Source organism: Phycisphaeraceae bacterium (assembly GCA_020851465.1).
Lineage (GTDB): Bacteria > Planctomycetota > Phycisphaerae > Phycisphaerales > Phycisphaeraceae > JADZCR01.
This window is the reverse complement of record JADZCR010000003.1, coordinates 344,448-368,767: the sequence shown is the minus strand read 5'-3', so window position 1 is coordinate 368,767 and position 24,320 is coordinate 344,448. Positions and strand designations below refer to the sequence as shown.

Sequence of the window (24,320 nt, the reverse complement as noted above, 5' to 3'; positions counted from 1 at the left end):
TCACAGGAGAAGTTCGTGGAAGTCGAAGGATCTTAGGTGTCAGTTACGCTTTTCTTCACGTTCTTCTTTGCGCCGAGGCTCCGCGTTGCCGCGATTTTCTTCATCTGTGGATGCTTTTGCCGTGACGTTTTTCTGTGGGGCGTTGGCGTCCGCGCAGGCCTTGAGGAATCGCGTGTATTCGATGATGGCGGACTTGGTGTCGTATTGCGGTGACCACTTCAGGCCGGCTTTGGTCTGTGACAGATCCGCACAGGTGTAGTCCTGATAAAACTTATAGGGATTGTCGAGGTACTCCGTGTCAAACCGAGTTCCCAGCGACTCATTCAGGCAGGCAATGATCTGGTTGAAGGTTGTCGCCTTACCTGTTCCGACGTTGTAGATACCGCTGCGTGCGCGATCATCCGCCGCCGCAATAGTCGCATTAACGACATCCTTGACGTAAACATGGTCACGGGCCTGCTCTCCATCGCGGAAGATGCGCGGCCGCTGACCGGCGAGCATCTGCTGGGCAAGCTGATAGATCATGCTCGACATGTGTTTCTTGTTTTCTTCACCCGGACCGAAGACGTTGAAGTAACGCAGGCCGACGATATGAGCCTCTGGATTTTCAGCCAATGCGGATCGGTGGAGATTTTCCATGATCCACTTGGAAAAACCATAGACATTGGCAGGCTGGCCTGCGTCCTGAAGCTCGAACGGGCGACGCTGTTGCGTGGCACCATTGGCGCGTGTCCCGTAAGTCGCAGCACTGGACGCCCAGACAAGCTTAACCCCCATCTCGATGGCGATATTGAGCAAGACCTCGAATGGCTCAACATTCTCCGCGATCATCCGTTGCTGATCGGTCACGGTGGTGTCCGTGATCGATGCTTCGTGGAAGATCACTTCGGGGTTGTAGTCCTCGACAATGCCAAACATGTCGAGCTCTAGCAATGATCGGGCGATGACTTCACCTCGGAAGCTCCATCCTTGTTCGCCTTCACTAGCGAGATTGGAGAAACTGCCGACGCGAAAGTCGTCGATCACGAGAATCAAAGCATCGGGATGCTCATCCTGAAGTTGGCGGACGAGGTTGGAGCCGACAAAGCCAGCCCCGCCAGTGACGAGAATACGATCCATGAGGCAGAGTATAGCGGGAGCGAGTAGTCACCTGCACGCTTGGACGGGGATTGGGCGCGAATCACCTACCGATACCCGTTCCAGTTTGATTCAAACCGATTCCCCAGGAAGCTTCGGTACACAGCTGAACGGCGACTTCGGCTTCGTATTTTTGACGTATAAACTGATGCCGAGGAGTTCGACTATCGGCTTGATTTAGCGGGAATAGTCAGCTTCACCCCGTCCGGTAGGCGGTCGGGATTGCGAAGGACGTCACGGTTGGCGTTATAGATTTTCTTCCACTGGCCGCGATCGCCGTAGTATTGGTAGGCCAGCGTGGAAAGTGTCTCGCCGAATTTAACTTTGTGAGTGATGCCCGTTGGCTTGACGGTGGTGACAGCACTATCGGTTGCGCGAGCGGCGACACGGCGGGGAGGCTCGACGGAGGCGTCAGATACAGCACTGGTCGCACTTGGAAGTTTGATGACCTGGCCGATCTTGAGCTTAGTAGGCTCGACGAATGGATTGGCTTTACCGATATCGCGCCAACGGCTGGCGGAACCCAGATGTTTCGCTGCGATAGATTGGAACGTGTCGCCCGCCTTAATCGTGTAAGTAGAACTTGCGGTGGAAGCGGCCGTATCTTCAGTATCGTTGGAGAAAAGATCCACAGAGCGTTCGGGGATCTGTGTATCCACGGGTCGTAGATCAGTTCCACTGGTACGAAGGTCGGTACCAACAGTATTTTCAGCCGGTCGAGTAGTGGGGGGGAACGCATCGACAGCTTCGGCACTGGGACGGGTCGTTGGCGTTTCACCGAGTACGAGTTGACTGGTGGTGCCATCGGTAGGCGGGGCGGACTGAGTTCGCATCCTTGCAGCGATGTCGTCGGTCGAAGGGGGCAGGCTCACGGTCGTGTTGCTGTTATCAGTTGCGGGAGGCAGGCTGGGGACCGCGCTGTCATTGGAGGTGATCGTGGTGACTTCAGGGGTTTCCGCAGGGGCTCGCTGAGGCTTCTCGATTTTTAGGTAGTAGGCAAAAATGACTACCAGCAAAATCACCGCAGTGACGATCGCGATCTTATAGCCGCTCTTCATAATCCGTTCCTTGGAGTAAAACCAGTGTAGAAAAGTTCGTACACCCCTGCCATGTTATCGGTCGCTTTGGGGGAAAATCTTCATCTTCGTTGGAAGAATCAACGGTTTATCGGTCTGAACCCGCTAAGGGAAATAAAGTTATCCAGCAGAATCGGTACCCCGGAGTGGTGTCATACGGTTGGTTAATTGATCCGGCTGGATTTATCCTTTGACATATGGATGCCAAACGGCGAAAGCGTATTCTTCGACAGCACCTGTTGACGGATCATCTGATGGGGGTACGGACGGTACCAATTGGAACGCGCAGCAATACCCTCACGGAAGGTCTCTCACAACCGAATGACGTCCCCAATTCTCCCTCGACGCACTCTGCGGGATTAAAGACCTCGACTCCACGATCTTCTGCATCATCCAACCAAGTCGTCACACCAATTCAGGCGTCACCGGAAGTACCATTGCAGCCGGGGCTGTACAAACAACTCGACTCTGCGACAAAGATTCGTATTCTCACAGAGCTTCGACAAACCGAGGTGGAAGGGTGTACCAAGTGCATACTCTGCGAAAGACGGACACAGACGGTGTTCGGCGAGGGTGATCCTGATGCCAAGCTGATGTTTATCGGCGAAGGGCCGGGTGAGACAGAGGATAAGACGGGGCGTCCATTTGTCGGCCGCGCGGGAGAATTGCTCGACAAGATGATTGTGGCAATGGGTTACAAGCGGGAGGATGTTTACATTGCGAATGTGGTCAAATGCCGTCCGCCGGGGAATCGCGCGCCAACGCCTGTGGAGGTGGAGGCTTGCTGGGGTTACCTCAAACGTCAATTGATGACCATCCAGCCGCGTGCGATCGTCACCCTTGGCGGTCCAGCCGCAAAACTTATTCTCAGCACTGATCGCAACATCTCCTCGATTCGCGGGCAGTGGGATACGTTTCGAGGGCTGTCGCCGGAAGGGCCTTACATCCCGGTCATGCCCACGTTTCATCCAGCCTATGTATTGAGAAATTACAACGAAGAAACACGTCGCAAGGTGTGGTCGGATCTCAAACGGGTCAAGTCATTTCTTGACAGTGACGCCGCGACACCGTCATGATCCCGGCGAGAATGGCAAACCACAGGAATTCAGCAGAATTCAAGGGGCTTTCAGTACCTGTAGTTGACGCCGTGAGTTAATGCCGAGCTTACGATAAATATTTTTGACGTGAACGTGAACGGTATGGGGTGAACGGTGGATTGACTGTGCAATTTGCCGTTCGGTTGCGGGGGTGAAGAGGTACTGCAGGATGTGTCGCTCCGTGCGACTGAGGCGGGTGATCATTTCATCGGTGCCGAGATGTGGCGGAGACGTGCCGCCGTTTTGCGCGATGGCTTGCTGAGTCAATCGTAACTGGCAGTTGTAGCCGTTGCGGATCGTGCGAGTGATGGCCGGCTTGATCTGTTCCAGCAGTTGCATCTCATCCGGCGAAAATGCGGCACTATTCCCACAACGCAGATACGCGAACATCGCCCAAGTGTGATCATTTAGCGGGAAGGTGAGGCAGAAACAGTCAACAATCTTGCATCGCGTGTCAGTCAGTCCCAGGTATCGCTCTCCATTGAGTGAGGAGTCTTCCAGCCATTTCTGGGGGCGAAATGTGCTGTTGGTTAATTGAGCCTGCCGCGAGAACTCAAATACCGAATCCGGTTTGCGAGGCCACTCTTGAAGGGTTTGTTCCACACTGGGTGACAGCCCAAGTCGTCGTGCATCCACATAGGCGCAGTCAGCTTCACCCGAATCAAAAACTCTGGCGGCGCACACATCGCAGGAAACGGTAAGCGATGTTACACCTACTGCTGCGACGACCGAATTAAAAATCGGCGAGTCCAATCGTGAATACACGTTTAGATTGTTTGGAATCACTTGTTATGCACCTTGGGTAAGCAATGGGAACATTGCAAGCAGAGCACCCGCTTCACGACAAAAAAGTGAAATATACCCAACAATGTCCACTAATCATTATGCGCTGGTTATCTTAGAATCGTGCAGTATTTTTCCACAGTTAGATACGTTTAACTGCTGTAATCACGTCCAACTCAGCATAGGTACGTCAGTTAACGTAATAATCTAAATCGTGTGCGTCCAATTCGTGCAAATCGTACATCCATAATTCGATCGCATGCGGTCATGTAGCGAAAGCACGTCTAGAGAAGTGATGCCGAAAAGCTAGCTACGCAGGAATTGTACATATTCAAGCGCCAAGACGGAATATCTGTGACTGACGAAGTGATTTTACGTATGTAAAGCTGCCGGTTATGAGCCTCAAGTGCCCCTTGCGCAAGGGACGATAAGAAGTTAGCTCCATGAGAGGCTGTCTGAGGAGGCGGTTCCGTCATGGTAGGCAGGATATTGCTATGGGTACGATTTCTAGCTCTGTCGGCCTCATCAGCGGTATCAATACCGCGGACTTGATCGATAAGTTGATCGCGATTGAGGCACGGCCAAAGGCGATTATTGAGCAGAGAAACTCGGTTCTTAACGCACAGACTGTCGCTTATCAGGAAATCAACGCCAAACTTTTAGCCCTGAAACTCGATTCGGCTGGATTTGTCGCTTCGTCCACGTTCAAATCGACGTCCACCTCATCCTCGAATGAGTCAGTTATCAAGGCATCGAGCGGATCATCAGCCACGCCGGGAACCTATAGCTTTTCGGTAAACCGGCTGGTCAGTACGCAACAGGTCATCACTCGCGGCTATGCAGACTCTGACAGTACCGCCATCGGTGCAGGCACGCTGACCTTTGAGTTTGGTAACGGGCGACTCGACAGCGACACAGCACTTTCAACGCTCAACGGCGGTGCCGGTGTGACGCGCGGCAAGATTCGTATCACTGATCGTTCCGGTGCATCGGCGGTCGTTGATCTCTCACGTGCGTTGACGATTAACGATGTGCTTAATGAAATCAACAACACATCGGGAATCAATGTTACGGCCAGCATTAACGATGACGGCCTTCAGATCGTGGATAACACCGGGGCGGTCACGACCAGCCTCGCCGTCGCCAATGTTGGAACGAACAATACCGCTACCAGCCTCGGACTGAATGTCGCCTCAGTGGGTACGACGTTAACCGGCACACAGATCAACCGAATCGGTTCATCCACCTTGCTAGCCACGTTGAACGACGGCAATGGTGTGCGAAATAAAGGCGCATTATCTGATTTCGAAATCACACGACGCGATGGGACAACATTTTCCGTAAGTCTCAATGGTGCAACGACGCTCGGCCAGGTGATCGACAAAATCAATACCGGGTCGGGTGGTAATGTCACCGCGAGCATCAATGCTGCCGGTACGGGTCTTCAACTCGTGGATGGTACCTCAGGCGGCGCGACGTTTGGTGTGACAGCTCTCAACGGATCCGGTGCTGCTGATGACTTGGGGCTTACCGCGGCTTCCGTAGGGGACACGATCACGACTCGGCGGCTTGTTTCAACACTTAATTCACGCCTCATCGGCAACCTGAAGGGCGGCGCTGGCGCAAATCTTGGCACCATCAATATCACTAACCGCGCGGGTGTCTCATTTGCCGTCGATCTTTCTACGGCGACAAGTGTCCAGCAGGCGATCGACCTGATTAACTCTGCCGGCGCAGCCAACAGCATTTCGGCATCCCTCAATCAGGCGAGTAACGGCATCCAGCTCACCGACAGCACGGGGGCGACAGCCTCGAACCTGATCGTGGCCGACACGACAGGAACAGGAGCTGCGGATCTGGGTCTTGCGCAGAGTGTCGCGGCTGCTACCCTTAATTCAGGAAATCTACAGTTTCGTTACATCACTGAAGCAACTCGCCGTGACAATCTGAACGGTGGCGGGGGAGTGGCCAAGGGTAAGTTCACCATTACCGATTCCAACGGCCTGTCATCTGAGGTCGATCTTTCACAGGGCAATGAGGCGACCGTAGGAGACATCATTGCGGAAATCAACAGCAAAGGCCTCGCCATAACAGCGCGGATCAATGACAACGGCGACGGCATCCTGCTGGAGGATACCGGCAGTGGTGCGTCGGCAATCAAGGTTGAAGAAGCCGGTTCGACCACCGCCCGCGATCTGGGGCTGCTTGGTGAAGCTGCATCTGCTGGAGCGGATCTTGATGGCAGCTTTGAAAAGACGGTCACTATCACAGCCAGTGACACGCTTTCGGATGTCATGGAGAAGATCAACGAACTGGGCTTGCCGGTGCAGGCTTCGATCCTGAATGACGGCTCGCCGGCCGATCCCTACCGCCTCAGTTTCCTGAGCACGCGCTCCGGCAAAGCTGGCGCATTTGTCTTTGATGATGGTGGGACTGGACTGGGCGGCAGCACACTTGTTGAGGCTCGTGATGCGGTCGTCTTTTTCGGTGCCTCTGATCCTGCCAAGGCCATCGCGATCACTTCCACAACAAACACGCTGACATCTGTGATCCCCGGCGCGACCGTGAATCTGCTTTCCGCCAGCAGTTCGCCGGTATCTGTCAGCATCAGCCGTGACGATTCCGCGATCACCAAGGCGATCCAAAAATTCGTTACTGACTTTAATGGCGTGATTACCACGCTCGACAAGTACGACCGCTATGACACAGCTACTAAGCAGCGTGGTCTGTTGTTGGGTGATCCGACCATCGCTCGAGTACGTTCGTCGCTGTTTCGCCTGATCAATAACCGTAATGAGGATCTGAGCACGCAGTACAAGTCGCTCGCACAGATCGGTCTGACCGTTGGGACGGGGGCAACGCTCAAGTTCGATGAGTCAAAGTTTACCGCTGCCCTATCCGCGGACCGAAATGCGGTCGAGCAGCTCTTTACCTACAAGACCACCACGACTAATTCGAATGGTGAAACGGTCACCGCAACTGCCGGTGTCGGCGTGCGGATCGACGAACTGCTTAAGAGCCTGACAGATACTGATGGCGCGGTTCAGGGTCAGATTGACAACGTAGGCAGATTACTCGAACTCAATAAACAACAAATAGAGCGCATCGATCTGAAGCTTGCCGCCAAACGCGAACTGCTCCAGAACCAATTTAATGCAATGGAAAAAGCCCTGGCGTCGCTACAGGCGCAGGGTTCCTCACTGACCAATTTTGCCAGTCAGGTGGCGTCACAGAAGTAGTACCCGTTAATCGATGGCATCCATCCGAAGCCGGATGATCAGGTTGTTGGACAGCTCGTGCCTGATGCCTAACGAAACCATTGACAATTACCGATAAAAGAAAGTCGAATCGGCCGCCACGTATGCGGCTATCTAGGCGGGTTATTTGCTTATGACTGCTAAGCCGGCCAATCCCTATCTCAAGACCAAGATCATGACCGCCAGTCCGGAAGAGCTGCGGTTGATGCTTTATGAGGGAGCCATCAAGTTCAGCGTGCAGAGTCGTGACGCGCTGGCCAGAGACGACCGTGAGACCAGCTATCACTCGCTCATGCGGGCGCAGAAGATCGTTCTCGAACTTTCGACCAGCCTGAATCATCAAGTCGCACCGGAGCTCTGTGAAAAGCTCAGCGCGTTATATACCTACATCTATCGCCTGCTCGTCGATGCCAACCTTCAACATAAAAGCGCACCGATCGACGAAGCGATCCAGCTTCTCGAGTTTGAGAAGCAGACCTGGCAGATGCTGATGAAAAAAATTGCTACGGAAGGCAAACCCAGTGCTGCGGCCGCAGATGTAACCCACGTACAGCAAACTGCGATCAGCAGTCTCGTTGTCAATGGGTGATAGCGCGCATTCTGCCGATTCCCAGTCCTGCCACCTCGTCACGAACGCACTCAAATATCCAGGTCTTGATCGATGATGATCGGCAAGCGGCGATTATTGCCGTACACTGTGCCGCCATGTCCACCGTTAAATCGAAACCTCGCATCCTCACCGGCGATACGCCGACGGGACGGCTGCATCTGGGCCACTATGTCGGTTCAATCGAAAATCGTCTTGCGATGCAGGACAGCTTCGATTGTTTCTTTATCATCGCTAACGTCCATGCTCTGACGACCCGTGCGGAAGAACCCGCCGCTGTCAGCGAGGATGTCAGACAGATTGTCATTGACTATCTTGCGACTGGCATCGATCCCGCGAAGTCCACCATCTTTCTTCAGAGTGAAGTCCCCGCCATCGCGGAGCTTACCTGGTACTTCGCCATGCTGCTGGGTTTTGGTCGGCTCATGCGCAATCCCACCGTCAAAGATGAAATCGTTGTCAAAAATCTTGGTGACAATTATTCCTTCGGTTTCCTCATGTACCCGGTCGGTCAGGTAGCGGATATCCTCGCCTTCCGACCTAAATACGTGCCCGTTGGTGAAGATCAGGTTCCTCATATCGAGATGTGCCGCGAACTTGCTCGGCGGTTTAACGTCGCTTACTGCGGCGTTGATCCCAAAGGCGGTGATGATGCACACGCCCAGGCGGTCTTTCCCGTACCTGAGGTGAAAGTCGGCAGAATTGCCCGACTCATCGGCACCGATGGAAAAAATAAAATGAGCAAGTCGCTGGGTAATGCCATCCTTCTCTCTGACGATACGAAAACCGTTCAGAAAAAGTGCAACAAGATTTTTACCGGCCGGATGAACCCTACCGATCCGGGTGACGTGTCCGACAAGAACCCGCTGTGGCAGTACCACGATGCTTTCAATCCGAATAAAGAAGAAGTCGTAGAACTCAAGGCGAAGTATGCGGAAGGAAAAATTGGCGATGGCGATTGCAAAAAACGATTAGCGGAGGTGCTCAACACTTTTCTGGAGCCTATTCGTCAACGCCGTGCAGCTCTTGAGGCCGATCCGTTTCGCGTGACTAAAGTACTCGAGGAGGGAACCGCCCGTGCGAATGCCGTCGCGGAGGAAACCCTGTGGATGGCCAAGCGAGCGATGAAATATGACTTTTTCCCGCGAAGACTTTCAATATGATGCTGAAAAGCGATCTGAGCCTGAAACAGTGGAGTAAAGTAAGACGGCTGCTTTCAGGCGGAATCCGCCTTACGGATCGCATCGCAGAAATCGCGGATCAGATGGACATCCTTGACGCCGCGTGATGATTCGACGCCGCTTGAAACATCCACGCCGTAGGGGTTGAGCAAGCGAACGACTTTCGACACGTTGACGGGTGTGAGGCCGCCGGCGATGACGAGTCGGAGACGCGCAGGCGGAGGAGTGCGTTTCAGATCACGGGCAAGGTCTTCCCATGAAAACGCTTCTCCGCTGCCGCCATTGAGCAAGCCTCGCGGAGGACTGTCGATGAGAATGGTACGAACGCCAGCATCGAGCCAAGGTGATAATTCGCTGATAAGTCCTTCGCGGTAGTGCAATGCCTTGAATACACGCAGCGGGGCGAGAGCTGCCGCGAAGTCAACGGTTTCCCGGCCGTGAAGCTGGACAGTTCGGATGTCCGTCGTCTCGCATGTCCTGCGAATCTCGTCGGTCGAGGCATCTACAAAGAGCGCAACAGGCTCAATATTTCCCGGCAATGCTTTAACGATTTCCCTGGCTGCTTCGGCGGTGACTTGGCGTGGTGAGCCGTTGGCAAATACCAAGCCGATCGCATGGGCTCCTGCTTCCGCTGCCTCCATTGCGATCTGTGGAGTCCGAATACCGCAGATTTTGACCCACGTTGCCATGATGAATGGAATTGTAGGTGAACTGGATGAAGCAACATGACTTGAGCAGTTAGCTCACGTCTGGATGATCAAACGCGCTGAAGATTTGCGTATTGGAGGATCAAGGTTTTAACTCCAGACGTATTGAACGCGATCTGTGCCCTCGTCTGCGTGCCGTAAGCATTAACCGTTAACACGCGACCGAGCCCAAACTGCGGGTGACGGACCAACGTTCCCGGCGGGTATTCAGCCGTTTCCTGCTGAGCGCTTTGACGCAGCCGGGAAATACCGGGGAATCGATCTTCACCCGCGGTCCATGAGTCTTGATTGGAAACGTCTTCCGTCTTGATGTTGCCACTGGGAAACTCGTTGAGAAATCGGCTTGGAATCGTTGGCGTGGTCTGGCCGAAAATCGTGCGGAACCGCGCGTGTGTAATGAGCAGCATCCTTTGTGCTCGTGTGATGCCGACGAAACAAAGGCGGCGTTCTTCCTCCATCTCAGTAGGGCTGGCATGCGACCGGACATGTGGGAGCAGGCCGTCCTCTACTCCGATGAGTGCGACGAGAGGGAACTCCAGACCTTTGGCTGCGTGCAAGGTCATGAGTGTGACCGCACCTTTCTCCGGGTTCACATCATCCACATCACTTACGAGGCTGATTTGCTCAAGATACGCTCCAAGCCGCTCCGCCAGGCTGGGTAGATCGCCATCGACCGCAGCAAGATCCACTTCGAACTGTTGGGCCGAACTGACAAGCTCGCCGAGGTTCGCTAGTCGTTCTCCATCCGGATCGGTCTTGTCATCACGGTAATATTGATGCAGTCCTGAATCCGTCAATACACGCTCGACCAGTGCACGGAGTGAGATTTCGATATCAGCCTTGTTTGTGCCAATGTTTTGTTCAGGGGAACGATCCGGGATACCGGGGGATGTTTCCAATCCCGCGATGTGCCGCCATGTTTCGATCATGTTCGTGAATTTCTGCACGGCCGCCACAGCACGCGGAGCAAGGTTGGTTACGGAAGCTACACGGCAGATTGTTTCATAGAGTGACCAGCCATTGACCACCGCAAATGCTTGCAAACCTTTGATCGTTGCTTCACTGATTCCACGAGCAGGCGTATTGAGGATGCGGGCTAGATTTGTCTCATCCGACGGATTGGCTATGACGCGGAGATAGGCAACGGCATCTTTGATTTCTTTTCGTTCATAAAACGCTGTGCCTCGGGCGATCTGGTATGGAATACCTGATGCACGCAGAGCGTCCTCGACGACACGGCTGAGCGAGTTGGTTCTGTAAAAAACAGCCATCCCACCCCAGGGCAGCTTCTTTTCATCGTGCCACTCCCGCATCTGGCTGACGATCCACTCCGCTTCCTTACGTTCGTCGTAGCAGGTTACGACGCTCACCGCTTCGCCGGCCTCGTTCTCCGTCCAGAGAGATTTGTGCTTGCGCTGTTTGTTGTTCCGGATCAATGCGTCGGCCACCGCGAGGATATTTTTAGTTGAGCGGTAGTTCTGTTCGAGTCTGACCACTTTCGCTTCTGGGTAGTGGCTTTCAAATTCGAGAATATTGCGGATGTTCGCGCCGCGCCATCCATAAATGGATTGATCGGGGTCACCGGTTGCACAGACGTTGCGATGCTCGCTGCCAAGAGCATGGGCGATGATGAATTGAGCGTGGTTCGTGTCCTGGTACTCGTCGATGAGCAGGTAAGTGAATCGTTGCCGCAACTCCGCAAGGGCGTTCGGGTGATTCCGCATCAAGTCCGCTGTTTTCATCAGCAGGTCGTCAAAATCCAGAGCCTTATTTCGAGCAAGGATCTGCTGATACTTTGAGTAGATTTTCGCAACACTCTTGGAATAAAAATCATTCGCATTGGATGCGTATGCAGCAGCGTCGATCAATTCGTTTTTGGCCGAGCTGATCGTGCTGAGTACCTTGCCAGGCGGGAAATTATTGACGTTGATTTGCAGTGCCTCGAGCGCGGTTTTGATTGCGCGGGTCTGATCGGCAGTGTCATAAATGGAAAACCCCGGCGGCAGGTCGAGCTTTGATGCGTACTGTCGGATGATCCTCGCGCAGAGACTGTGAAAGGTGCAGACGGAAATCGCTCGTGCTTGTCGTTCGCTGACGAGCTTAGCTACACGGTCTCGCATTTCACCGGCGGCTTTATTGGTGAACGTGATAGCCAGAATATTCCACGGAGGAATACCGACACGCAGCACCAGATGAGCAATGCGCCTCGTGATAACGCGAGTCTTACCAGAACCTGCGCCAGCCAGTACCAGCAATGGCCCATTAACGTGCGTGACCGCTTCGCGCTGCGGCTCGGTCAGATCAGCCAACAACGGATCGGTTTGGGTATCAACAGGAGTGATGGGGTCTTCCGGCATCCGTGCCTCAGTCTAACAAGACAGAGCGTGACATTTTGATCGTGACGGAGCAGCTATTTATGGATTCACGTTGGAAACCTGCCCAGCGGAAGTAAGCATCGATTCCTCTTCCCGCAGGCCGATGTCATCGTATTTCATTGCATAAAATTCCAGGGGGTTGTCCAACAAAATCGCCCGCGCGGTTTTTTTGGCGACATCCAAACCGAAATAACCTCTCTCGATTTTTTCGAGCAGGACAGCGCCTAATTCACTGCGCAGGTGGCGAACCGTGCCGAGCATCGACTCCGCGGAGCCGCAATCTGTGCCGGTAAGAATTTTATTTTTCGGCAACATGTCGATGCACTGGCTCAGGATCTGTCGGCCGAGATCAGCGGAGAGCATCGGGGTCCAGCAGAGATTGAAGTAACACGTGCGGTAACTGCGGGCCATAATCATTCCTCCGCCGTGATGTGGCCAACCGCTGTGGCACAGATCCACGTTGAGGCCGCGCACGCGCGGATTTTTGAACAGATTGTGCATATTTTCCGGATCGCCCCAGTGAGTCGGCCAGGAATAGCCGCAGTGAACGATCAACGGTAATCCTCGATCCCGAGCCATTTCCAGCATGTGCCAGCACAGATTGTCCTGTAACCGCTGAAACTCTCCGGGGGTCAATCTAGGTGGAGCAGGATTATCAGGGTGTTTTGCAAAGAGTGATGCTGCTTCCGTATCAGTTACCTCGCTGTCAAAAAAAAGCGTTCGATGATAGTTGATGAGCAGTTTTACGCTCGCTCCGCCGCGCGATTTGAAAAGATCCAAAACCCTACCCATGAAGTCGAGATATTCCGCATGAGTTTTCGGTTCGCAGTTGAGTAATTCCTTGCTCCGTTCTCGTCCGGGCTTGCCTGATGCGAATCCGGAGAACAAGTAACCGTCAAGGATTAGACTCGGCAGGAGAAACGCCTTTTGCTGCTGTCGCTCATCGGGTGGCAGAGTGTCCCAGTGATCAGTGACGTAGGGAAGGGTTGCCATCTGGTTTTGGCGAATAACATTTGCTCGCCGAATTGCCATGCGGTACCACTCGCGCTCGCCGTACTCCTGGTACGCCGCAACTATTTGTTCGTTGAGGTGATGCCAGTTGGCTTCCGTGATGTCCTCTTCCTTGAAGGGAAACAGCTCGCGGATTCCTTCACGCAACACCTTCCACGTGGTCAGAGCACGATACTGGTCGAGTACGGGTAACAAACCCTCGAAATAGGTTGGTGCAGACTCCAGCGTCCAGCTGCCGTTTTTCTGAGGAGGTATCGGCACATCCGCACAACTACCAGCGAGGTAGGAGAGATAATCATTCATAATCAGCGCGGGCAGGCTCTTTCCCTGTTTGTCATCCAAGGGTGTGCCTGTGTCGAACCCTGCTGCGTGACTATGTGTGTCAAAAAACGGAATTTGCTCGATGTAATCGCGCAATTCGCTGGCGGTGCTCATGCGTGTCTCCGGAAAGGGGTCGCCTCCCATTCAGAGGTAGAACGGGGCGGCGCCTGTTGCATCCAAGCCATCATTGTAGGTCAATCATCCGCGATGATAACAGTCGAATTAATCAAGGCCTCACATTGTTGAGATAGGATGCGGCAGAGCAGGGAAAGTATCCGCGATGCGCGATTATGACTGCACATCGGGTACTCCAGCGTAGAAACCTGCTAAAGCGGGCTTGATTGTCCAACGCGATCAAACGTCCTAGCTTGTTGTTACATCTGGAACGAGAAATATCCATGAGCAATGCGATGAATGAAGCAACTATTCTGCCGTTTCGCGTGGTGTCGAATTATGTCTGCGGCATCTGTCAGCAGGTCGAAGGAGCGAGCCGCTATGACAAACATCCCGTACGCATAAGTGTGCCCGTTCAGCGCAGCGTGTGGAAGGCTGAGCAGGCGATGGAAGTCGCTGACGAGCATGGCCGGGTAATACCCGCGATGGTCAAACCCTTTCTCAAATGGTCGGACGGATCGGTGCGATCATACGAAGTATGGTTGCCATTGAATCTCGCACGAAAAGCGGAAAAGAGCTTTACTTTACGCCGCGCGACAGGAGTAAAACCCGATGTCCTACCTGTTGCATCATTAGACGTTCCAACGCGGTTTAATGTTTCAGTGCTTCTTCAGGATGGTTCACGCATATCGCAGCAGGTGGAGTTTCCACTTCCTGAACACACTTCCGATTTTTGGGTTGACCAGGCTGAGCAGGAATTCACGATTGCTCAACCTGACAATCAACCCGCGTTTTACGGTGCGATCACTCGACGGTTGTGGAGTTGGTATGCGGGCGGCGATTTTGCTATTCGTCTGATTAACCATTTGCCTGGCGAAAATACGCCGGTGCGTGCAGTGAGGTTGGAGCTAGAGCTTCCCGTTAAACCCACACGGCATCTGATTCGGCAAACTTGCATCATGGTCGATCATCCGAGGTTGATTGAATCGTCAAACCCCTTGACGGTGGTCGCCGACGCCGGAGGCGTGCGAGTAACTGATCCAGCGCAGCTTCATGAGAACGCGGCTGACTATCCGGTTTACGAGGTTGAAGGATTGACTACGGTTTCAAACTGGATAGCTGCAGGAGACGGTGAAGCGACTTGGTTGTTGGTGATGCCTGAAGCAGCGCAACGGTTTCCCAAGGCCTGGCGATTTGAAGGTTCACGGGTCGTCATTGATTTGCATCCTCCGGATGCGTCGCCACTCGACTGGCAACGCGGGATGGCACTTTTCCAGCGATTCCAACTGGTGAAGTTGCCTGCCGGCGCGACCGCAGCGGAATGCGAAGACGTGGGCTGGAGCTGGCTACGTAAACCAATTGTCAAAGTCGATGCGGATCAATATCGTGCCGGTGGCTGGCGTATTCCATTCCGCTTTGAGCCAGCGAGATTTCCACGTACTGAAATTCAATACCGCCAGACATATGGCTTCAGTTGGCGGCGGGGTACATTCGACTGGGGTGACGATTCGTTTGACGGACTGTCGGCACGTCTGGCTTCATTGCAGCCGGACCAGCGATGGAGGACCGTCATGCGAAACAACGAATACGATTTCATCGCCAGCAGCGCCAAGGAGTTTGCCCGTACCGGACAGCAGGCTGTTTTTGAAAAGTGCAGGCAGGCTGCCGAACACCTGATGCATACAGATTTTGTCGCGGTTTCAGACGATCCGTGGCGGGAGGGCGGAGTGCCAGCCCACTGCATCATGCACACTCGCGGGGCTGCATATCCAAGCCATATGTGGATCGAAGGGCTTTCACTTTACTACCAACTCACGGGCGAACCCTATGCACTGCAGGTCGCTCGCAGGATTGGTGACTTTTTCCTTAAGTATCTGGATCAGCGTTGGGAGGTACTCAATGGTACCGCGAGGGAAGGCGGCTGGGCACTAATTGCGATTACTGTCATCTACGACCTGACTGGTAATCCACGATACCTGCGCGGGCTTGAGAAATTAGTAGATTTTTACCTCACTCATTCGCCGACAAGTTTTTACCCCTACGACGCGGTATTCACCATTGGTGTGGCGTTGATCGGACTGGATCGGGCGCGTCATTTCCACCGCGATAACGAAGTAAAAAATTTCATGTTGAATGTGATAGACTGGTGTATTGATCATCGCCGAACGCCTGACGGGTTGTTCGATTATCACTTCGATTCTGAAGTCGAAGGTGTGTATTACGTTCAATCCAAATTGCCCGATGCAATCAATACCTGCTACCTGCTCAGTGGAGACGAAAAATATCTTCGAGTCGCCTGGCGTCAATATCAGGCTGCCCAACATGTCCCCTTGACGGTGCAGGAGTGGGGACGTTACGAATCAGGATATGCAGCAGCGGCACATTTGAGCTGGATGGGTTGCCTTGCTTCATTTGCTGCAAAAGGTTGGCTCGACACGATGCAATACAGCGAGCCGTGGCGGGCATCGGCAGTAAAGTGAATGTGCCTTAAACAGCCAGTGAAAACTGGCAAACATCCAGGTGCCCGCTGCGGAAGTACCGCGCGCAGCCGAGAAGGTATTTCATATACCGATCGAAAACCTCCTGCGATGTTGTAGCGATAGCGCGGTCACGCTCCCGCTCAAGATTGGCCGCCCAGCAGTCCAGTGTTCGGGCGTAATGCAGCCGGAGCGATTGCACTAGCTCAACCTTAAAGCCTGCTGCCTGGGCGAACTGCTCGGCAACTTTTCTCTGCGTGAGCTGCCCGCCGGGGAATATTTCTTTCTGGATGAACTTTGCGAAAAGTATGTGCTCATGCGTAGCCAGTGTTTCGCCGGGTTGAAGGGTTCTCTCATCGCCCAGCAGAATTGTGTGAAGCATCATGCGGGCATCTGGCGTCCTGGCCATGATCTGTCGGCAACGGGTGAAGAACGCAGCGAATCGTTCTCTGCGGAAATGTTCGAATGCCCCGATGCTGATGATCCGATCCGCGGAGTCGTCAAACTCCTCCCAACCCTGAAGCCGGAACTGCACACGATCTGCCAGACCATGCATGCGGGCACGATCGGTTGCCTTCGACTGCTGGTTTTTCGAGAGTGTCAGGCCGATAGCCTTGACACCGAATCGCTGTGCCGCCCGCATGGCAGTCGATCCCCAGCCGCATCCGATATCCAACAGAGTCAATCCCGGTTTCAGATCGCACTTCCCCAGTGAAAGATCAACCTTGGCAGCTTGGGCTTCCTCGAGTGACATACCGTCACGCTCGAAATAGGCACAGCTATAGGTCATCGACGGATCAAGAAACAGTGAGTAGAAATCGTCGGAAAGGTCGTAATGAGCCTGAACATTTTCGTAAAAGGGGCGAGTTGTGGGCATCACGGAATCCTTGGATTACTGAAGTATCGCCGGAATCGCCGAAAATTGTTGGAACAGTGTGAAAATTTCGGATCCTCTGCGAAAACGAGGCCGTGTGTGCGAGCATGATCGATACATATTGTCTATGATTCACTTAATGAATCGAATTGCCGCGGAGCGCTTATAGCGAGGCTTCGTCGCTGGCTGGATCAGCATGACACAAGCCGTCAATTCCATGCCGGTTCTCACGGAAGCGGAACCTGACTCGATAGGGGGGAATATCGCGCCGCCGGTTACTCATGCGTGGAAGCCGGTTCGTCTGCAACGTCCCGTCAAGTCCATTCCTAACCGTCTTGTCTGGCACTACGTCATTCCTATCACGCTGATGCACGTGCTGGCACTGGCTGCAGTCATTCCGTTTTTCTGGAGTTGGACCGGCTTCTGGGTGATGTTCGTCGGCCTGTGGGTGTACGGCAGTTTCGGTATCAATCTCTGCTATCACCGACTATTGGCGCATCGTGCATTCAAATGCCCTCGCTGGGTGGAACGAACATTGGTTTTCATTGCGCTGTGCTGTCTGGAGGATGCCCCCGGGCGATGGGTGGCCACGCATCGTCTTCATCACAAGGTTTCCGACGAACAGGAAGACCCGCACAGTCCGTTCGTAAGCTTCTGGTGGAGCCACGTAGGCTGGTTGATGGTTGAGAACCGGGGCTTGCACAATGTTTCTTCGTACGAGCGCTATGCACGAGATATTCTGCGTGATCCGTTCTACCTTAAACTCGAGCGTCGCCTGCTGCCTATCTGGATTTATCTCACTCACGCGCTGGCGCATGTCGTAGTGGGTTACGTGATTGGCTGGGCGATGGATGGTCATGCTGCTGGAGTACAGCTTGGTCTGAGCCTGCTCGTCTGGGGCGTGTTTGTGCGTACCGTCATGGTGTGGCACATCACTTGGTCAGTCAATTCACTGACGCACCTTTTTGGATACCGCTCCCATGAGACAGGCGAGGGCAGCAGGAACAACTGGTTCGTAGCCTTAATTTCTAACGGCGAAGGCTGGCACAACAATCATCACCATCAGCCCGCCAGTGCATGCAATCGCAACCGCTGGTGGGAGTACGACGGGGTGTACATGATTGTGCTGGTGCTGGAAAAGCTAGGATTGGCGTGGAACGTGGTCAGACCTAAACAGGGTAAGTGATCTTTATTTGCCTCTGGTCTTCGATCCTGTCTTTGTAATACTTTTCCGCTGCAACAGACGATTCAATTTTAATCGGGGTGGAGAGATTTGAACTCTCGACCTCCTGACCCCCAGTCAGGCGCGCTAACCAAGCTGCGCTACACCCCGCGAGGACTCGCAAAGTGTCAACTTTATCCGCGAATCGGTGAGCGATCAAACAGCGGGCTACCTGTGCAAGAAACAGGACGAACGAGGTTTTCGGACGCTAAACGACAACGGGTGAAGGCTGTCTCATGCCGATAGTCTTTCCATGACGCACCATTAGACCTTGAAATATCCGGCGGGGCCGGGCTGGAGACGGACACGGCTTGGGACGTGGAGCGCGGCAAAACGACGAAGCACATCTGGCAGGTTACCGACGTGCTGATCTGGCGCGACTTCCGGGTGATGCAGATCATCATCTCGACCACGAAGTCATCTTCGGCACACGCTGGACCATTCTGCCTATCTCACTTTTTCTTTGCGTCTTTCAATCCGTTCTCTGGATTGCCGCGAGTAATCTCCGCTATGCAGGTCTGGCGGGAACGCTCATCCCGGTACTGGGGTTTCCGCTGTTGGTGATCGCAGTGCTTGGGGTGAATCCCATCCTTCGCTTTGTTCATCGTCATTGGGGCGGGCCCAGACCGCTGGGGCGGGCGGAATTAACCGTTCTGTTCGTCTCAATGCTCATTACCGCGGGAATATCCACATATGGCCTTGTCGAACAACTCGTCCCGCTGATTGCAGCTCCTTTCAACCCCGATTGGAATACACCGCAGCGAGGGTGGAACCAGCAACTCATTCCTTCCCTGAATCGTCATCTATACATCACTGATCCGAGCGTTATTGCGCAATTCCGTGAAGGTATCGGCCCGGCGCCGAATCCGACCGACAGCGTGTGGGTACATGCTGCGTTTTATCTTCATGTCATCGTTCATATTCCGTGGCTTGAGTGGCTCAAACCGATTGCCTGGTGGATGCTTTACATTGTTCCGTCCTATCTGCTTTTTTACAGCTTGACGTATGTCGTTCTGCCGTTCTGGTCGCGCCGCGAGAAAATTACATTCCCACTCGCCAAACTTCCCGAAAGCCTGCTTCCCGACCACGATACGGACCGTGTACTTCCGCCGATTTTCCGAACCCACGCCTTCTGGATCGGCTTTGCAATCACGTTTGTCATTACCGCATGGAACGCATCGGTGCAGGCGTACTGGCTGGGGCCGGGCGTAGGTCAGATTCTCACGGGTATGAGTGCGTGGCGGCTCGACCCCATTCTTCAGGGCACATTTCTCGAAGGGATGTCGCACTCTATCGCGGTCTTTTTCATTTTCACAGCCGTGGGGCTGGCGTTTCTATTGCCTGCGGAGATGAGTTTCTCCATCTGGTTTTATTACCTCTTGGGGCGGTTGATGATTTTGATTGCGACCTGGCTTGGGTATGGACGCACGGCTGCGGACTTTCCAAGCAATTTTCTCTGGGATACCAATTTTGTCTCCGCCCAAGGGGGTGGCGGAATGATGATGTTCTCCGCAATCAGTCTGTATCGTTGCGTGCGACGTTATCACGAGTTGGCAATCCGTCGGCCGTTCAGGGAGCGATTTTTGTTAACGCTGCCGGTAATCGGCCTGTTTTTCAGCATCACCGTTCTGACCTTTTGGTTCCGGTGGAATCACCTTCCTCTGGGATGGTCACTGATTTTCGTGCTTGTGCTGACGCTGCTGACGTTGGGATTGATGCGGATCGTGGCTGAGGGTGGTATCTACTGGTTCCAGACCCACACCGGCTTTTTTCACATTTACAAAATGACTGGGCTGGGCAAGCTGCTCAGCGGCGCAACCCTCGCACCGATCCTGCCGATCTACAGCCTGTTTTTCTTTGACCCCAAAGCCTTCATCGCGCCGAGCATGCTCAACGGTGCCAAGATGTGTGAAGACGCCGGTGCCAATCGCATCCGGTACCACGTCACGGTCATCTCCAGCGTCGTTGCCAGTGTGATTGCAGGTCTCTTTTTCGCGCTGGTACTTGCGTATAGCCGTGGCGCTGACCGCATGCATTATTGGTTTTACGGCATCATGCCACGCGATCAAATCCTTGAGACTGCGATGAATGTCATCCGCCAGCCGCCGACGATGAATGTCGTCAACACGACCTGGTTGGGAGCGGGAGGACTGTGGGTGGCACTATCTCTTTACCTGCGTCAGACCGTTTTCTGGTTTCCGCATCCGATTGGCTACATCATGTTGATCAATCCGTTGATGGACCAGCTCTGGTTGAGCTTTTTTATCGCATGGATGCTCAAGCGGTTAGTAATCCGCTACGGCGGGAAAGCTACTTTTGACCATGCGAGGCTTGTCGCTATTGGTGTCATTACAGGCGAATTGATGGCCATTGCCATCTGGAGCGGCATTGCTCTGGTCAGTGGTGTACCGATCGGCAACATCGATCTGAACCGGTACGGGCCTTGAGCCGCGGCAACATGCGTAGTCGTGAGTATGCGTGACGGCCCCGTTCGGGAATAAAAAACGGCACGGCGCTTTCGCGCCGTGCCGTTCTGTATTTTTCAGACATCTGAAGATGCGCGACTCGTAGAGTCGCACCGCTTCTTACTCGTAGAAGTTCGTCGCTTCGGTCTCTTCCACGTCACGGCTGAGCTGATCGCTCTTCATCGTGGTCTTGAAGCGAACGTCGCCAGCCTTGATGGCCTTAACCACAACATTGAACGTGGCCTTCTCGCGAGGCGCGAGCTTCGGAATGGCGGCAAAGGTGATGGTCTTGCCCGCCACGGTGCCCTTGGTCGGGCCATCGGACGAGACATACTCCATCGAGTCTTCCAGCGAGCTGGTGATCACGATGTTGGTGCCGTCAGCCGAACCCTGGTTGGTCACGGTGATGGTGTAGGTCGTGGTGCCGCCGACCTTCACCGGGTCAGTGTCAACCACTTCGAGCAGAATCGCCGGGATACCCACGATCTCGGTCTCGGCCGAGGCAGTGACAGCCTGGGCGCAGGTCGCCGAAGCCGTAGCGGTGTCCTTGATCGTTCCCATGGCGTTGCCGGTACGAGAAACGGTGACCGTCTTGGACTGACCGGCTTCGAGTGTACCGAGGCTCCAGGTAACGCCGGTAGCGTCAATCCTGCCGCCGTCAGACGCGGCACTGGCGGTGCCATTGCCGGTGTCCTTGATGGTCAGGTTCTTCGCGGGAGCGTCGCCGGTGTTCTTGACCGTGATCGTGTACTGCACGGCACGACCGATGAACTCCTTCTTGGCTCCGGTCTTGGTGATGGTGAGGACCGGCTCGGTGACGGTGGTAGTCGCCGAGGCATCGGCGGTCAGGCCGTTGTCACCAGTGGCCTTGGCGTTGTTGGTGAACTTGCCACGCTTGGTGGGACGGAGGGTGGCGGTATACTCACGGGTCTGACCCGCAGCCACATCACCGACGTTGATCACCACTTCACCCGAACGATCACCGGCTACGAGTCCGTCAGGAAGCGTATCGACGATCTTCACGTTGCGGGCGGTACCCGTACCGGTGTTTGTCACCGCGAGCTTGACCGGAATGTTCTCGCAGAGCAGAACGTTTTCCGGCGCGGTCTTGGTGAGCTTCAGAGCCGGCGAGACGACGTTGACCGCCAGGCAGGCCGACAGGTTGTAAGTCACCGAGATGCAGTTCTCGAGCGTGCCCTGAGCAGCGGCGGAACCAGTGACCGTGATGGTCTTGGTTTCGTGTGGGGCGAGTTTGTCGAAGGTCCATCCGTCACGACCGCCCATTTCCGGGGTGGCCTTGCTGACCTTGAAGCCTGCGGGCATCTGCTCGACAACCCGGACTTCCGAAAGAGTCATGTTGGTCAGGTTCGTCACGCGGATCGTGTAATCGAACTCCTGGCCTGCGACGACCTGTGAAGGAGCGCACTTCTCGACCCAGAGGGCGGAAGTTTCGCGGTTACCAGTCGGGTACGCGAGGGTAGCGCAGTTGACGCTGGGACGCGGCGCGGGAGCCGGCTCAGCCTTGCGCTCTACCTTCTTGGGTGCTGGAGGCGGAGGAGCCTCTGCCTCGGTGGGCCGTTGGACCATCGTGCCCGCTCGACCATGCGAAGAATCCGCAGCAGGACCGCTGGCTTTCGGTGAGGCAGGTGCCTCGGTCGGGCGGCGGACCATCGTCTCGGCCGCACCGTCGTCGGCGGTACCTCCCTTATCCCACGTTTCACATCCTGTCAGCGCCATCCCTGCCGTGAGCAGGCATGCCGCTGTACCGACTGACAACCACTTTTTCCAATTCATTTGAGACCCCTTAATAGAAACATTCCCCTGAAGAGAGTGACGCCCCCTTCAAAAAATCAGGGAACAGACGAATCCCGGCGTCACGCGACGCCGCGGTAAGATTACCAGATCAGCAAGACTGGGTAGTCCCCGAAATGTTCCGACGGATACGCATGCCGGGTTATCCGGCCATACCCGACATTTTCCCTGGATCCCCATCTCGTTATCCTCGTTGAAGCCCACATCCCCCGGCTCTGAGTATTTAGCCGCTTCCGTTACCTTCTGGGTTCATCATAGCAACCAATTTGATGTTCTGCGCGCTATTTGGTTGAACTGACCGATCCGGGGGCGAATGGCCGTGGTCGTTCTAAAGGTTTTACGGTCTCTTTCGAAGCGGTATTCGCAGGTGCTGGTTGATTGCCAAAGCAGTATTTACTGATAGTTACATTCGTTGTGCCGGGATCTGAGTGACCGTAATACTCACCATAGTAATAGAAAGTTTCTTCCGCCTTTTTTTCGAACCATTCTCGACTGCGCGGTTGCTTGGTGATCGGATTGGCATAGACAGCGAGGATCGTTGTCGCGTTACGCTCAAGTCGTCGCGAAATAGGCCCCCGCATACCTGCTTCATAGATGCAGGGGTTGAGTGCTTCATTGAAGTGGTCGGACACAAACCACTGAAAAAAGTTCGAAGATTCCGTCATCTGCGTATTGAGCTGCCATAGATCCCCGTTTTTTACGACCATAGGCGGTCGCACCACACCTTTGAGCCGCTCTGGTTCTGTCAGATTTCGGTAAAACTTGAAACCTACGAAGTTGGCAGCAAGGTCCGCATTGGAATAAACGCCGGTTGCGAATGATCCGATTGCACCGCGTTCGGAAATTGGGCCGTTTACGAAGGCGTTAAGCGTAGATTTTTCTGCTTCTTCAGGCGACAAACCGTTGGTGATTGCGGATAGATACTGCTTGTAGTAGATGTGCCCCAAGTCGTGAAAGTGAGAAATTTTATCCACTCCCATGTACGTGCCGTAGAGTTTGACGGTTGAAGACTGGAAAAGAAGCACCGCTTTGCGTGGGTCGATGGGTAGATGCGTATCGGAATAGATCCATTGGCGGGTTTTGTAAGCCAGTAATTTGCCAGGAAAATTTGCCTGATTCCGTTTGGCGTGCAGGACCCCCTCAAGGTCCATCATGTCGAAGAACCCGGGCTTGTACTGATTACGGATTTCGTCCGCCAGCATGCCGGGTGACTGGAGACGTGCCAGCGTCTCCTTGCGGATGACGGGATCCTTCGTTTTTAGAGCGGTTGTAATCTTCCGGTTAACTTCATCCACCGCATTTTTGATTACCCGGTAGTGAACAACGGAGAAATAATGGCCCAAGTCCACAAACTCTTTATCCGCAGGGAGAGTGAACTGGTCGGTTTCATTGGCACGCAATGGATTTGCGATGATTAAAACAGCGAACAGTAGAACACCCGTTGCTAACAGTTTCATGGCTTTGATCCCCACAAGAACAATTTCAATCTGTACCGACCGCCCCCGCGTGGCACACGAGATGACAGTAGATCGCACCCATCTATGCTACGTCTAAATCGTGTAAATCTCAAGCTTTTGTGAACTTTACATGCCTGTCCATCGTCTATGTTGCTGACTATGCGAGATCAGTAAATAGGTAAAAATGGGGTAGATGCGAAGACTGACACGATTTATCCGATACAGCACGTGAAGTAAACTTCATCTGTGTCACACGGTGATCAGTGAATGCTGTTGCAACATTCTCTTTACATTAAGGCCTGCCTTTGTTGAAACTTCTTGCCTCTACCGTGATCAGCGTTAGCTTG

16 protein-coding genes and 1 tRNA gene are annotated in these 24,320 nt (G+C 54.0%); 7 read left to right on the top strand and 10 right to left on the bottom strand.

Translation table 11 applies throughout. From position 1 onward, the window contains the following. Positions 1-39: 39 nt before the first annotated feature. Together rfaD and IT444_04805 are read right to left on the bottom strand one after the other, a co-directional pair. Positions 40-1,119, bottom strand: coding sequence for an ADP-glyceromanno-heptose 6-epimerase (rfaD, locus tag IT444_04810; protein ID MCC7192085.1), 1,080 nt, complete (start codon positions 1,117-1,119; stop codon positions 40-42). Positions 1,120-1,301: 182 nt separating this feature from the next. After that, the gene (locus tag IT444_04805) at positions 1,302-2,195 is read right to left on the bottom strand and encodes a LysM peptidoglycan-binding domain-containing protein (GenBank protein ID MCC7192084.1); all 894 of its coding nucleotides are present in this window, start codon (positions 2,193-2,195) and stop codon (positions 1,302-1,304) included. Positions 2,196-2,410: 215 nt separating this feature from the next. Here IT444_04805 and IT444_04800 point away from each other — a divergent pair, with 215 nt between their 5' ends. Further along, positions 2,411-3,289 (top strand): uracil-DNA glycosylase, encoded by an 879-nt coding sequence (locus tag IT444_04800; GenBank protein MCC7192083.1) that lies wholly within the window; start codon positions 2,411-2,413, stop codon positions 3,287-3,289. A gap of 39 nt (positions 3,290-3,328) precedes the next feature. On the opposite strand, the gene IT444_04795 is transcribed toward IT444_04800, so the two are convergent. Then, positions 3,329-4,075 carry a hypothetical protein gene (locus tag IT444_04795; GenBank protein MCC7192082.1) on the bottom strand — a complete coding sequence of 249 codons (747 nt, stop codon included), beginning with the start codon at positions 4,073-4,075 and terminating at the stop codon, positions 3,329-3,331. Positions 4,076-4,587: 512 nt separating this feature from the next. Here IT444_04795 and fliD point away from each other — a divergent pair. The 3 genes from fliD to trpS all read left to right on the top strand — a co-directional run bounded on the left by fliD (position 4,588) and on the right by trpS (position 9,120). Further along, positions 4,588-7,332 (top strand): flagellar filament capping protein FliD, encoded by a 2,745-nt coding sequence (gene fliD, locus IT444_04790; protein ID MCC7192081.1) that lies wholly within the window; start codon positions 4,588-4,590, stop codon positions 7,330-7,332. Positions 7,333-7,483: 151 nt separating this feature from the next. Then, positions 7,484-7,939: a flagellar export chaperone FliS gene (fliS, locus tag IT444_04785; GenBank protein ID MCC7192080.1), complete on the top strand. Its 456-nt coding sequence runs from the start codon at positions 7,484-7,486 to the stop codon at positions 7,937-7,939. 116 nt (positions 7,940-8,055) lie between these two features. Beyond that, positions 8,056-9,120, top strand: coding sequence for a tryptophan--tRNA ligase (trpS, locus tag IT444_04780; protein ID MCC7192079.1), 1,065 nt, complete (start codon positions 8,056-8,058; stop codon positions 9,118-9,120). A gap of 53 nt (positions 9,121-9,173) precedes the next feature. On the opposite strand, the gene IT444_04775 is transcribed toward trpS, so the two are convergent. From IT444_04775 to IT444_04765, 3 genes are all read right to left on the bottom strand, one after another. Then, a complete protein-coding gene (locus IT444_04775; GenBank protein MCC7192078.1) occupies positions 9,174-9,827 on the bottom strand; it encodes a phosphoribosylanthranilate isomerase in 654 nt (217 codons plus the stop codon). A gap of 68 nt (positions 9,828-9,895) precedes the next feature. Next, the gene (locus IT444_04770; GenBank protein ID MCC7192077.1) at positions 9,896-12,202 is read right to left on the bottom strand and encodes a UvrD-helicase domain-containing protein; all 2,307 of its coding nucleotides are present in this window, start codon (positions 12,200-12,202) and stop codon (positions 9,896-9,898) included. Positions 12,203-12,259: 57 nt separating this feature from the next. Next, the gene (locus IT444_04765) at positions 12,260-13,666 is read right to left on the bottom strand and encodes an amidohydrolase family protein (GenBank protein MCC7192076.1); all 1,407 of its coding nucleotides are present in this window, start codon (positions 13,664-13,666) and stop codon (positions 12,260-12,262) included. A 296-nt stretch (positions 13,667-13,962) separates the two neighbouring features. Here IT444_04765 and IT444_04760 point away from each other — a divergent pair, with 296 nt between their 5' ends. Then, complete coding sequence (locus tag IT444_04760) at positions 13,963-16,146, top strand: glycoside hydrolase family 127 protein (protein MCC7192075.1); 2,184 nt, start codon at positions 13,963-13,965, stop codon at positions 16,144-16,146. Positions 16,147-16,153: 7 nt separating this feature from the next. Here IT444_04760 and IT444_04755 read toward each other — a convergent pair whose 3' ends face one another. After that, positions 16,154-17,020: a class I SAM-dependent methyltransferase gene (locus IT444_04755; protein ID MCC7192074.1), complete on the bottom strand. Its 867-nt coding sequence runs from the start codon at positions 17,018-17,020 to the stop codon at positions 16,154-16,156. A gap of 214 nt (positions 17,021-17,234) precedes the next feature. Between IT444_04755 and IT444_04750 the strand changes: the two genes are divergently transcribed. Further along, positions 17,235-18,203, top strand: coding sequence for a fatty acid desaturase (locus tag IT444_04750; GenBank protein ID MCC7192073.1), 969 nt, complete (start codon positions 17,235-17,237; stop codon positions 18,201-18,203). Between the two features lie 72 nt (positions 18,204-18,275). Here IT444_04750 and IT444_04745 read toward each other — a convergent pair. Beyond that, positions 18,276-18,350: transfer RNA gene (locus IT444_04745), tRNA-Pro, on the bottom strand. A 200-nt stretch (positions 18,351-18,550) separates the two neighbouring features. Between IT444_04745 and IT444_04740 the strand changes: the two genes are divergently transcribed. Next, complete coding sequence (locus IT444_04740; protein MCC7192072.1) at positions 18,551-20,686, top strand: hypothetical protein; 2,136 nt, start codon at positions 18,551-18,553, stop codon at positions 20,684-20,686. A 138-nt stretch (positions 20,687-20,824) separates the two neighbouring features. Here IT444_04740 and IT444_04735 read toward each other — a convergent pair whose 3' ends face one another. Both IT444_04735 and IT444_04730 read right to left on the bottom strand, forming a co-directional pair. After that, entirely contained in the window at positions 20,825-22,498 is a 1,674-nt protein-coding gene (locus IT444_04735) for a DUF11 domain-containing protein (GenBank protein MCC7192071.1), read from the bottom strand. Between the two features lie 299 nt (positions 22,499-22,797). Then, the gene (locus IT444_04730; protein MCC7192070.1) at positions 22,798-23,988 is read right to left on the bottom strand and encodes a hypothetical protein; all 1,191 of its coding nucleotides are present in this window, start codon (positions 23,986-23,988) and stop codon (positions 22,798-22,800) included. Positions 23,989-24,320: the final 332 nt, after the last annotated feature.